Below are 11,641 nucleotides of genomic sequence, written 5' to 3'. Positions count from 1 at the left end.
TCGCACTCTACTGAATGAGCAGGCCAGCGCGGGAGTCGGCATCGCTGGCCACCCGGCCACTGAGCTGCGGGCGGGCCTGGCGCGCGGTGGCGTGGGCTGGTGTGCCGCGCGCTTGACCGGGCCGCCCAGGTGCCGGCGGCCCTGGCGCGCGGCAGAATCATCAACATGGAGTACACGAGGCTGGGCGGCACCGGTTTGAAGGTGTCGCGGATCTGTCTGGGCATGATGAGCTACGGCGACCCCGCATCGCGGGCCTGGGCGCTGGAAGAGCCCGCGGCCGAGCCGTTCGTGCGGCGTGCGGCCGAGGCCGGAATCAACTTCTTCGACACGGCGGACGTTTACTCGAACGGCGTCAGCGAGCAGATCACCGGTCGGCTACTGGCCCGCACCTTCGCTCGCCGCGAAGACTACGTGCTGGCCACCAAGGTGCACGGCGTGATGGGCTCCGGCCCGAACGACCGGGGTTTGTCGCGCAAGCACATCCTGGCCGGCATCGACAACTCGCTGCGCCGGCTCGGCACCGACTACGTCGACCTGTACCAGATCCACCGGTGGGATGCCGAGACTCCCATCGAGGAGACCATGGACGCCCTGCACGACGTGGTGCAGGCCGGCAAGGCCCGCTACATCGGGGCGTCGAGCATGTTCGCCTGGCAGTTCGCCAAGGCGCAGCGGGTGGCCAAGACCCCGTTCGTCTCGATGCAGAACCACTACAACCTGGTGTACCGGGAGGAGGAGCGGGAGATGATCCCGCAGTGCCTGGACCAGGGAGTGGGCTGCATTCCGTGGAGCCCGCTCGCCCGCGGCCTGCTCACCGGCAGCCGCACCCGGGACGGCCAGCGGCTGACCACCCGGGCCAACACCGACGCGTTCGGAGACGGGCTCTACGGCGACGCCGACTTCGACGTGGTCGAGCGGGTGGCCGAGGTGGCCAAGGCGCGCGACCTTCCGCCGGCCCAGATCGCACTGGCGTGGCTGCTGCACCGGCCCGGGGTGACCGCGCCGATCGTCGGGGCGACCAAGCTGTCGCACCTGGAGGACGCGATCGCCTCGGTGGACGTGAAGCTGTCCGATGAGGAGATGACCCAGCTCGAGGAGCTGTACCGGCCGCACCCGGTCGCCGGTCACCACTGAGCACCCCTTCCCTCGCGGCGAGTCGAACAGTGGCGCCGGACCGATCATCGGTCCGGCGCCACTCCCGTGTAGGCGGCACGGTCGGGCGGGTCGGGATCGGCCGGACCTATTCGCGCCGGATCGCCCGGTCTGTGCGGACCCGCCAGCCCTCGTCGCCGGCGTCCGGGCGCAGCGCGGCCAGGGCGTGGAGCGCACCGTGTACCAGCCCGGGCCAGTCCGGCGGGTCGTCCGGGCCGCCCTTCTGCATGAGGAACGCGAGCCCGGCACAGCTGCTGCGGGTCCAGCCGCTGGTCGCGGGCAGCCGACGCGCCGCCTCCTCGCCGTGATCGGTGACCAGCTGGACCGAGAACGGGTACCGGCTCTCGCCGTCCGGCCTGGTGACCACTATCCGGGCCTGGTCGGGCTCGTGGTCACCGAAGATGCCGCGCAGCCACCCTGGCGGGGGCGCCTCGACGACCACCTCGACGCCGTCGCCGTACTCGCCGGGGTCGGCGGCCTCGGCGACGGCGCGCACGGCGGCCACCACCGCGTACGCTTCGGAGCGCCGAAACTCGACCCAGTCGGCCACGGTCACATCGTGCCAAACGACCTCCATGACGGCTCGCCCGACGGCGTGGGCGGGATCCCCGACAAGGGGATCGAAGGGGTATTATGACGGCCGTCTGATAGGCAGATTTCCGATCGCCATATGGCAGGTAGCGGGCGCCGGGGGTCTGCCGTTTCTGCGGTCCGGCCGAGGAGGTCCGATGGCCACGGGCGACCTACCGGCGGTGGCGCGTCGGCGTGTTTGGATGGCGCTTCGCAGGGCAAGGGAAGCCAAAGGTCTGACCCAGGGCCAGATCGCCGACGAGATGGAATGGTCCCTCTCGAAGGTGATGCGGATCGAAAAGGGCGAAGTCAACATTTCCGTGAGCGACCTGCGTGCCGTGCTCGACTACCTCGACGTGACGGATCCCGCCGAGGTGAAGCAGTTGCTCGACGATGCCCGGGCGGCCCGCAGCGAGCGCCGATCGGCGAATTCCGCTTTCCGCCAGCACCTGACGACGACGACCCAGCAACTGCTTCAATACGAGGCCGAGGCGGTGACCATCAGGTTCTACAGCCTCGTGCTGATCCCGGGTCTGCTGCAGACCGAGGCCTACGCGAAGGCCGTTTTTGAGGACATTTTCGAAGACCTCAGTCCGGAGGCGATAGACGCGCGCATCGATATCCGGATGCGTCGTCGGGAAAATGTGCTCGACCGGCCCGAGCCGCCCGACTACCTCTTCCTGCTGGACGAATCGGTGCTGTCGCGCGAGATCGGTGGCCCGAGGGTCATGGGCGAGCAATTGATGGCCCTGCTCCGGTTCATGCACGAGGCGTCGGTGCTGGTCAGGGTGGTTCCGCTGGACGCGAAGCCCACCCTGGCGCTACTCGGTCCGTTTATGATCCTCGACCTGGACAGCGACGGTAATTCGGCGCTGTACCGGGAATCGGTCAACTACGAGGAGTTGAGTCACCGGCCGGCGCTTGTCGCCCGGCACCGCGAGGTATTCGAACAGCTCTGGTCGCTCGCGCGCTCCGAGGTGGATTCCGCCAAACTGATCGAGACTGCCGCGCGGCGGATGTTGAATGAGGACGTGGGATCGGAGTGAACACGAAGATCCTACCTATTCGCTGACCCTCCGGCCACGGCCAGCGATGGCGCGGCGCGCCCTGACGCGCCACACCGCCTCATGGATTCCAGTTATTCCACGAATGATTTCGGGAGAGGATCAAATCAGCGTGATGGGCCGTCGGCGAGAACTTGAGTGGCGCAGAAGTCGTCGCTGCGAATCCGGTAGTTGTGTCGAGGTTGCGATGACCGAGGACGGCGTCCTCATGCGCGATTCGAAAGACGCTGCCGGGCCCGTTCTTCAATTCGACCGTGAAGAATGGGCAGCCTTCCTCGGCGCCATTCGTCAGGGTGACATAAAGTAATTGCGCAGCTGGTGGGCGGCGCCGTCGATCCGATAGCGGATCTTCGGCGCCGTCGCCCTGTCCGGCGGCGGATGATCGCCAATCGTGTTCGGCCGGCCGGATGAATGCGACGTGAATGGCGTGAATCTCTGATGCGCGACCAATACCGACGCTCGTGATATTCCGATCGGGGCTGTCCGTTCGTATCGTAAGGAGGGGTACGACGGGGGTCACGAGAGGAGCGTCCATGTTGGCGGCCGATTCCGAACGTTCCTGGCACCGGAGCAGCCGTTGCGAGTCGGGCAACTGCGTCGAGGTGGCGATCACCGATTCGGCGGTTCTCGTCCGCAACTCCCGGGAGCCGGGTGTTGAGTTGACGTTCGCCAGGGCCGAATGGGCCGAGTTCGTCGAGGCGATCAAAAGGGGAGAGCTGGCGGGTTGACGGCGCGCCGCGCCGCGAAACGACGCCAGCGGTGAGCCTTCCGCACGGGAGGGCCCACCGCTGGGACGTCGGAACCGTTTGTTACGAGTCGCCGCCGGTCTCACCGACCGGCGCCGCGTTCACGTCGTCGATGGCGTACTTGGCGGCCGCGTCCGCCGGTACGTTCGCCGCCACCTCGCCCCGACGGGCCAGCTGGCGCAGCGTCGCCACCACGATGGACTCGGCGTCCACGTGGAAGTGCCGCCGCAGCGCGTGCCGGGTGTCGGACAGGCCGAAGCCGTCCGTACCCAGCGACGTGTAGTCGCCCGGTACCCAGCGCGCGATCAGGTCGGGTACCGCCCGCATGAAGTCCGACACCGCCACCACCGGTCCCGGCTCGTTGACCAGGGCCGAGGTCACGTACGGAACCTTCGGGTCGTCGGCCGGGTGCAGGAGGTTGTACTCCTCGGTCTGCTCCGCGTCGCGACGCAGCTCGGTCCAGGACGTCGCCGACCACACGTCCGCCGCCACGCCCCAGTCCTGGGCCAGCAGTTCCTGGGCCCGCATGGCCCAGCCCATCCCGGTGCCGGAGGCCAGGATCTGAGCCCGCGGCGCGTTGTCGCCGATGTTGGAGGAGGGAGAGTAGCGGTACAGCCCGCGCAGCAGGCCGGCCACGTCCACGTCGGCCGGCTCGGCCGGCTGCAGGATCGGCTCGTTGTAGACGGTCAGGTAGTAGTAGATGTTCTCGGGGTTCTCGCCGAACATCCGGCGCAGGCCGTCCTCGACGATGTACGCGGTCTCGAACGCGTACGCCGGGTCGTAGGCCACCACCGCCGGGTTGGTCGCCGCGATCAGCAGCGAGTGCCCGTCCTCGTGCTGCAGGCCCTCACCGTTGAGCGTGGTGCGCCCGGCGGTCGCGCCGAGCAGGAAGCCCCTGGCCATCTGGTCGGCCGCGGCCCACAGTCCATCGGCAGTGCGCTGGAAGCCGAACATCGAGTAGAAGATGTACAGCGGGATCATCGGCTCGTCGTGCGTCGCGTACGACGTGCCGGCGGCCGTGAACGACGCCACCGAGCCGGCCTCGTTGATGCCCTCGTGCAGGATCTGGCCGCCGGTCGCTTCCTTGTAGGACAGGAACAGCTCCCGGTCGACCGGGGTGTAGTTCTGCCCGTGCGGCGAATAGATCTTCGCGGTCGGGAACAGCGAGTCCATGCCGAAGGTGCGGGCCTCGTCCGGGATGATCGGCACCCAGCGCTTGCCGAACTCCTTGTCCTTCATCAGGTCCTTGAGCAGCCGGACGAAGGCCATGGTGGTGGCGATCTTCTGCTTGCCCGAACCGCGCTTGACGGCCTCGTAGGCCGTCTTCGGGGGCAGGTTGAGGGCCTTCGTGGTGGTGCGCCGGGTGGGCAGGTACCCGCCGAGGGCGGCGCGCCGCTCCCGCAGGTACTCCAGCTCGTCGGACTTCTCACCGGGGTGGAAGTACGGCGGCAGGTATGGGTTGTCCTCCAGCGCCGAGTCCGGGATGTCCAGGTACAGCCGGTCCCGGAAGCCCTTCAGGTCCTCCAGGGTCAGCTTCTTCATCTGGTGCGTGGCGTTGCGGCCCTCGAAGTGTGAGCCGAGCGTCCAGCCCTTGACCGTCTTGGCGAGGATCACCGTCGGCTGACCGGTGTGCTCGACCGCCGCCTTGTACGCCGCGTAGAGCTTGCGGTAGTCGTGCCCGCCCCGCTTGAGGTTCCAGATCTCGTCGTCACTGAGGTGCTCGACCATCTTGCGGGTGCGCGGGTCACGGCCGAAGAAGTGCTCCCGGACGTACGAGCCGGACTCGGCCTTGTACGTCTGGTAGTCGCCGTCGGGCGTCACGTTCATCAGGTTGACCAGCGCGCCATCGGTGTCGGCGGCGAGCAACGGGTCCCACTCGCGACCCCAGACCACCTTGATGACGTTCCAGCCGGCACCCCGGAAGAACGCCTCGAGCTGCTGAATGATCTTCCCGTTGCCGCGCACCGGGCCGTCCAGCCGCTGGAGGTTGCAGTTGATGACGAAGGTGAGGTTGTCCAGCTCCTCGCGGGCGGCCAGGCCGATCGCGCCGAGCGACTCGGGCTCGTCCATCTCGCCGTCGCCGAGGAACGCCCACACGTGCTGCTGCGAGGTGTCCTTGATGCCGCGGTTGTGCAGGTACCGGTTGAACCGCGCCTGGTAGATGGCGTTGATCGCGCCCAGGCCCATGGAAACAGTGGGAAACTCCCAAAAGTCCGGCATAAGCCGTGGGTGCGGGTACGACGGCAGGCCGCCGCCCGGGTGCGACAGCTCCTGGCGGAACCCGTCGAGCTGCTGCTCGGACAGGCGGCCCTCGAGGAACGCGCGGGCGTACATGCCGGGCGAGCCGTGCCCCTGGAAGAACAGCTGGTCGCCGCCGCCCGGGTGGTTCTTGCCCCGGAAGAAGTGGTTGAAGCCCACCTCGTACAGGCTGGCCGAGGACGCGTACGTGGAGATGTGCCCACCCACGCCGATCCCCGGGCGCTGCGCCCGGTGCACCAGCATCGCGGCGTTCCACCGGATGTAGGCCCGGATCCGCCGCTCGACGTGTTCGTCGCCGGGGAACCAGGGCTCACGTTCGGGCGGGATCGTGTTCAGGTAATCGGTGGTGGTCAGCGGCGGTACACCCACCTGCCGCTCCCGCGCGCGTTCGAGGAGCCGCAGCATGATGTACCGGGCCCGCTTGGCCCCGCGCTCGTCGATCACACCGTCGAGCGACTCGACCCACTCGGTGGTTTCCTCAGGGTCGATGTCCGGCAGCTGGCTGGGTAGGCCGTCGCTGATGACCGGACGCTTGCGTTCCGTGGCCACAGGCGTTCCTTCAGGACGTGGTTAATGGTTCCTCAGGTTAATCCTGCCCGCCCGAGGGCATCGCAGTCACGTCATAGGGGCCACAACTGTCACACGCGACACATACCGAACGGTAACCTTCGTCTCATGCGGTCCGAAACGATCACAGTACGCACCGGCAATCGACCGGCTGTCCGGGATATCACCGGCGAGGCGGCGAGCTTCGTCGAGGGGCAGGGGGACGGGCTGCTGCATGTGTTCGTGCCGCACGCCACCGCCGGGGTGGCCCTGATCGAGACCGGTTCGGGCTCCGACGACGACCTGATCCGGGCGGTGAACGACCTGCTGCCGACCGACGACCGGTGGCGCCACCGGCATGGTTCTCCCGGGCACGGGCGCGACCACGTGCTGCCCGCTTTCGTGCCGCCGTACGCGACGGTGCCGGTGCTCGCGGGTCGGCTCGCGCTGGGTACCTGGCAGTCCATCTGCCTGGTCGACCCGAACGGCGACAATCCGACCCGCGAGGTGCGGTTCTCCTTCCTGCCCGGCTGACCCCCGGGTGGCGCCGGCCCGGCGCGACGAAGATCACGCTGACCGCCTCATCACACCGGACGAGGAACGGCTCCCGCGACCGGTCCGCCGGACCGGCCACGGGAGCCGTTTTCAGGGGTGTGCTGTCGGGGCGGGGTCAGTTGCTGACGGCCGCGAGGTGGTCGTGCAGGCCCTGGCCGTACGCGGTGGGGGTGCCGTTGTAGTCGCTGATCAGGGACGGCCCGGACGAGCAGTCCCAGTTGTTCCAGGTCCAGCCCAGGTACCCGACGCCGCGCGAGTCCGCCCAGTTCATCAGGCTGTCCACGAACCCGTGCGAGCAGTCGTTCTCGCCGATCTCCGAGAGGGTCAGCGGCACCTGTGCCGCCACCGGGGCGAGCTGGCTGTCGAAGCACGAGGTGCTGGAGCAGGTGTTGAAGTTGTAGATGTGCGCGAACGCGGCCAGGTTGCCGGTCGGGTCCGTCGGCTTGTACTGCAGCCACTGGGTCAGGTCGTTGGAGTACGCCAGGCCGCCGAGCAGCACCACGTTGGTGTTGCCGGTCGCGCGTACCGCGTTGAGCAGGGTCTGGAAGCCGGCCACCTGGTACGTGATGCCGGGGCAGGTGCCGCCGTCGCGCCAGCACAGCCAGCCGGCGGTCTCGCTGCTGCCGCTGGCCCGCTCCGGGTACGGCTCGTTGAACAGGTCGAAAACGACCCGATTGTCCTTGAACGCGTTGGCCACGCCGGTCCAGAACGAGGGCGCGTACTGCGCGTCGGGCATCGGCTTCTGGCAGGTCGCCTTGACGTCCGAGCAGCCGGCCGACGGGCCGGTGTACTGCCCGTAGTTCCAGTGCATCTCCAGGATCGGGGTGATGCCGTTGGTCAGCAGGAGGTTCACGTAGTCCTTGACCGCCTGCTGGTACGCGGAGCCGGTGGTGCCACCGGCCGGAACGTCGGAGGTGCCCACCCAGCACTCTTCGTTGAGCGGCACCCGCACCGCGCGCACCTTCCACGACCGCATGGCGGTGATCGAGGCCTGGTCCATCGGCCCGTCCCACATGCCGAAGCCCTGGATGCACGAGAACTCACCGCCGGAGCGGTTCACCCCCAGCAGTCGGTAGGCGGCGCCGGTCGAGGTGACCAGCTTGTTGCCCGACACGTGCAGGGCCGGGGCACCGCTCGGCGGGGCGGCGGTGGTCGGCGGCGGGGTGGGCGTGCGCGAGGGCGTCGGCGTCGTGTTGGTGCGCGACGGCGACGGCGTCGGGCCGCTGCTCGGGAAGCTCGTCACCACCGCGCCCGTGCAGGCCACCCCGTTGATCGTGAACGAGGTGGGTACCGGGTTGCTGCCCGACCACGCGCCGTTGAAGCCGATCTGCGTGTTCGCCCCGGTGCCGAGGGAGCCGTTGTAGCTCATGCTCGTGGCGGTCACCGCCGAGCCGCTCTGCGTGAAGGTGGCGTTCCATCCCTGGGTGACGGACTGCCCGGCCGCCGGGAAGGTGAACTTGAGGGTCCAGTTGGTCAGGGCCGAGCCGAGGTTGGTGATCGTGACGTTGCTGGTGAAGCCGCCCGGCCACTGGCTCTGTACGGCGTAGTTGACCGTGCAACCGGCGGTGGTGGCCGCGGAGGCCGGCAGGCTAACGGCGGTCAGTGCGGCCGCGACCATGAGCCCCGCCGTTCCGGCCGAGAGCAGGGCAATGCGATGTTTCATCGAATTTCCTCCGAGGGGACGCACTCAGGCGATCATCGATGGAAGCGCTCCCACGGAGACTGCGCGCTTATGTCTGTTAAGTCAAGCCCGGCCCAGCCCGCCCCACCGGCCGCACCGGCCCATCCGGCCCCTGGCCGGCAGTTTTGCGCTCCACGGGCGATACCGGCCCGGTCGTACCGGTGACGACTCGCCGCGGCGTTGTCACGCGTGAGTGGCAATCCGCGCCCGGCGTCGGTAATGCTGTCGAGCGTGACCTCTCCTCAGGAACTCGACGAGCGGTTCCGCACCGTCCTCGGCGAGCTGGCCACGTCGGATCGCGAGCGGCGGCGCGACCCCGACGAGCCGGTCCGCGACGGCACCCGGTTGACCGGAGCGCAGGCGTCGCGGCTGTTCGACGCGCAACTGACCAGCAGGCACCTGGACCTCGCCGCACGCTGGCTGCGCGGCTTCGGCGAGGGGTATTACACGATCGGCTCGGCCGGCCACGAGGGCAACGCCGCGGTCGCGGCCGCGCTCCGACCGACCGACCCGGCCCTGCTGCACTACCGCTCCGGCGGCTTCTACGCCGCCCGGGCCGCGCAGGTGCCGGGCGCCGACGCGGCCCGGGACGTGTTGCGCGGCCTGGTCGGCTCGGCCAGCGAGCCGATCGCCGGTGGCCGGCACAAGGTCTTCGGCAACGCCGAACTGGAGGTCATCCCGACCACCTCGACCATCGCCTCGCACCTGCCCCGGGCGATCGGCGTCGCCTTCGCCATCGAGCGGGCCCGTCGGCTGGGCGCCGAGCCGCCCTGGCCCAGCGACGCGGTCGCGATCTGCTCGTTCGGCGACGCGTCGGTCAACCACGCCAGCGCCGCCGCCGCGCTGAACACCGCCGGCTGGTGCGAACACGTCGGCATACGGCTGCCGGTGCTGTTCGTGTGCGAGGACAACGGGCTGGGGGTGTCGGTCAGATCACCCCGGGGCTGGGTGGCCGCGACGCTGAAGAGCCGGCCGGGGCTGCGCTACCTGGCGGCGGACGGCTGCGACCTGCCCGAGGCGTACGACGCGGCCACGGACGCGGTCGCCTGGGTACGCCGCCAGCGCCGGCCGGCGATCCTGCACCTGTCGACGGTGCGGCTCATGGGGCACGCCGGTGCGGACGCCGAGATGGCCTACCGGGTGCCCACCGAACTGGCCCGTGACCTGGATCGGGATCCCCTGGTGGCCACCGCGCGGCTGCTGATCCAGGCCGGCATCGCCACCCCGGCCGAGATCCTGGCCCGCTACGACGAGGTCGGCTGGCAGATCCGCAAGACGGCAGAGGAGGTGCTCGACGAGCCGAAGCTGGCCGGCGCGGCCCAGGTGGTCGCCCCGCTGGCCCCGCGCCGCCCGGCCCGGGTGGCCCAGGCGGTCGCGGACGCCGCCGCCAGCGCCACCGACGGCGCGACCCCCGGCCGGGCCGCCGCGTTCGCCGGCCGGCTGCCGGAGGACCTCGGCCCGCTCACCCTGGCCCAGGCCATCAACGCGACCCTCACCGACGCGCTGGTGACCTGGCCGCAGGCGCTGGTGTTCGGCGAGGACGTGGCGGCCAAGGGCGGCGTGTACGGCGTCACCAAGGGCCTGCGCGACCGGTTCGGTGCCGGGCGGATCTTCGACACCCTGCTCGACGAGACCTCGATCCTCGGCCTGGCGCTCGGTGCCGGGCTGGGCGGCCTGCTCCCGGTACCGGAGATCCAGTACCTCGCCTACCTGCACAACGCGGAGGACCAGCTGCGCGGCGAGGCCGCCAGCCTGTCGTTCTTCTCCTCCGGGGCCTACCGCAACCCACTGGTCGTCCGCATCGCCGGCCTGGCCTATCAGGAGGGATTCGGAGGCCACTTCCACAACGACAACGCGGTGGCCGTCCTGCGGGACATTCCGGGCCTCGTGCTGGCCTGCCCGGCGCGCCCGGACGACGCGGCGGCCATGCTGCGCACCTGCCTGGCCGCCGCCATGATCGACGGCAGCGTCTGCGCGGTACTGGAGCCGATCGCCCTCTACCACACCCGTGACCTGCACGCCGACGGCGACGGCCAGTGGGCGGCGCGGTACCCGGCGCCGTCCGACTGGGCCGCGCGGCACGTGCCCATCGGCCGGGCCCGGGTGGACGTGATCGGCTCGGGCGAGGACCTGACCATCGTGACCTTCGGCAACGGGGTCCGGATGTCGCTGCGGGCCGCGGCCAGCCTCGCCGCCCAGGGCATCGGCAGCCGGGTGGTCGACCTGCGCTGGCTGTCCCCGCTGCCCGTGGCCGACATCGTGCGGGAGGCCGCGGCCACCGGCCGGGTGTTGATCGTGGACGAGACCCGCCGCTCGGGCGGGGTGGGCGAGGGCGTGGTCGCCGCGCTGGTGGATCGCGGGTACGTGGGGGCCGCACTCCGGGTAGCTTCGGTGGATTCGTTCGTCCCGCTCGGGCCGGCTGCGGCATTTGTCCTGGTCGGTGAGGACTCGATCATTGAGGGGGCGAGCGCTCTCCTCGCAGGTTAGGCCGTATCTTTTGCGTTGGGTACGGTGCGCCACTTGCGCGGGGCGCTCGGACAAGTGTGGACTACGCGCTATCGGCGTTTAGCCAGACGCCTGTGATGAACTGAAGGAGGCACGCGACAGTGAGCGCGACCGCTGGTCAGGCCGCCGACGGCGTACGCAGCCTGGCGGACCGGTTCGGGACCGAGCCGGGGATGGTCGTTATGGAGATGGGGTACGACGACGACGTCGACGAAGATCTCCGCGACGCCCTGATCGACCGCTGCGGCGAGCTGGTCGACGAGGACACGGACGAGGTGGTCGATATCGTGCTGCTCTGGTGGCGCGATGGCGACGGTGACCTGGTCGATACTCTCGTCGATGCGATCGCACCGCTGGCCGACAACGGAGCCGTGTGGCTGCTGACCCCGAAGGCCGGCAGGCCGGGACATGTCGAGCCCAGCGAGATCACCGAGTCCGCCCCCACGGCCGGACTCCAGCAAACATCGACCATCAGTGCGGGCAAGGACTGGAGCGGCGCCCGGCTGGTGGCACCACGGGCGGCCCGTTCCAAGCGCTGAATCCACCCCACCGCATCGGGGCGC

At 69.5% G+C, this 11,641-nt stretch carries 10 protein-coding genes; 7 read left to right on the top strand and 3 right to left on the bottom strand.

All coding sequences use genetic code 11. The annotated features are described in order from the left end of the window. Positions 1-165 precede the first annotated feature (165 nt). Positions 166-1,134 (top strand): aldo/keto reductase, encoded by a 969-nt coding sequence (locus ABEA87_RS13120; RefSeq protein WP_345629262.1) that lies wholly within the window; start codon positions 166-168, stop codon positions 1,132-1,134. Between the two features lie 106 nt (positions 1,135-1,240). Here ABEA87_RS13120 and ABEA87_RS13115 read toward each other — a convergent pair whose 3' ends face one another. Then, positions 1,241-1,729 carry a hypothetical protein gene (locus ABEA87_RS13115; protein ID WP_345629260.1) on the bottom strand — a complete coding sequence of 163 codons (489 nt, stop codon included), beginning with the start codon at positions 1,727-1,729 and terminating at the stop codon, positions 1,241-1,243. A 151-nt stretch (positions 1,730-1,880) separates the two neighbouring features. Between ABEA87_RS13115 and ABEA87_RS13110 the strand changes: the two genes are divergently transcribed. From ABEA87_RS13110 to ABEA87_RS13100, 3 genes are all read left to right on the top strand, one after another. Next, the gene (locus ABEA87_RS13110; protein ID WP_345629258.1) at positions 1,881-2,768 is read left to right on the top strand and encodes a helix-turn-helix domain-containing protein; all 888 of its coding nucleotides are present in this window, start codon (positions 1,881-1,883) and stop codon (positions 2,766-2,768) included. After that, on the top strand, positions 2,746-3,093 hold the full coding sequence (locus ABEA87_RS42600) for a DUF397 domain-containing protein (RefSeq protein WP_425570863.1): 348 nt from the start codon (positions 2,746-2,748) through the stop codon (positions 3,091-3,093). Before ABEA87_RS13110 ends, ABEA87_RS42600 begins: the two co-directional genes overlap by 23 nt. 226 nt (positions 3,094-3,319) lie before the next feature. Next, positions 3,320-3,514 (top strand): DUF397 domain-containing protein, encoded by a 195-nt coding sequence (locus ABEA87_RS13100; RefSeq protein WP_345629256.1) that lies wholly within the window; start codon positions 3,320-3,322, stop codon positions 3,512-3,514. 81 nt (positions 3,515-3,595) lie between these two features. On the opposite strand, the gene aceE is transcribed toward ABEA87_RS13100, so the two are convergent. Beyond that, a complete protein-coding gene (gene aceE, locus ABEA87_RS13095; RefSeq protein WP_345629254.1) occupies positions 3,596-6,340 on the bottom strand; it encodes a pyruvate dehydrogenase (acetyl-transferring), homodimeric type in 2,745 nt (914 codons plus the stop codon). A gap of 126 nt (positions 6,341-6,466) precedes the next feature. Between aceE and ABEA87_RS13090 the strand changes: the two genes are divergently transcribed. Then, entirely contained in the window at positions 6,467-6,871 is a 405-nt protein-coding gene (locus tag ABEA87_RS13090) for a YjbQ family protein (RefSeq protein ID WP_345629253.1), read from the top strand. A 136-nt stretch (positions 6,872-7,007) separates the two neighbouring features. Here the strand turns inward: ABEA87_RS13090 and ABEA87_RS13085 are convergent, their stop codons facing one another. Next, entirely contained in the window at positions 7,008-8,555 is a 1,548-nt protein-coding gene (locus ABEA87_RS13085; protein WP_345629251.1) for a cellulose binding domain-containing protein, read from the bottom strand. A 237-nt stretch (positions 8,556-8,792) separates the two neighbouring features. Here ABEA87_RS13085 and ABEA87_RS13080 point away from each other — a divergent pair, with 237 nt between their 5' ends. Next, positions 8,793-11,060 carry a thiamine pyrophosphate-dependent enzyme gene (locus tag ABEA87_RS13080; protein ID WP_345629249.1) on the top strand — a complete coding sequence of 756 codons (2,268 nt, stop codon included), beginning with the start codon at positions 8,793-8,795 and terminating at the stop codon, positions 11,058-11,060. A 119-nt stretch (positions 11,061-11,179) separates the two neighbouring features. After that, the gene (locus tag ABEA87_RS13075; protein ID WP_345629248.1) at positions 11,180-11,617 is read left to right on the top strand and encodes a DUF3052 domain-containing protein; all 438 of its coding nucleotides are present in this window, start codon (positions 11,180-11,182) and stop codon (positions 11,615-11,617) included. Positions 11,618-11,641 lie beyond the last annotated feature (24 nt).

The organism is Rugosimonospora acidiphila, assembly GCF_039543385.1.
In the GTDB taxonomy this organism is placed as follows: Bacteria; Actinomycetota; Actinomycetes; order Mycobacteriales; family Micromonosporaceae; genus Rugosimonospora; species Rugosimonospora acidiphila.
Note: the sequence above shows the minus strand (reverse complement) of the source record. Positions and strands in the feature narration are given on the sequence as shown.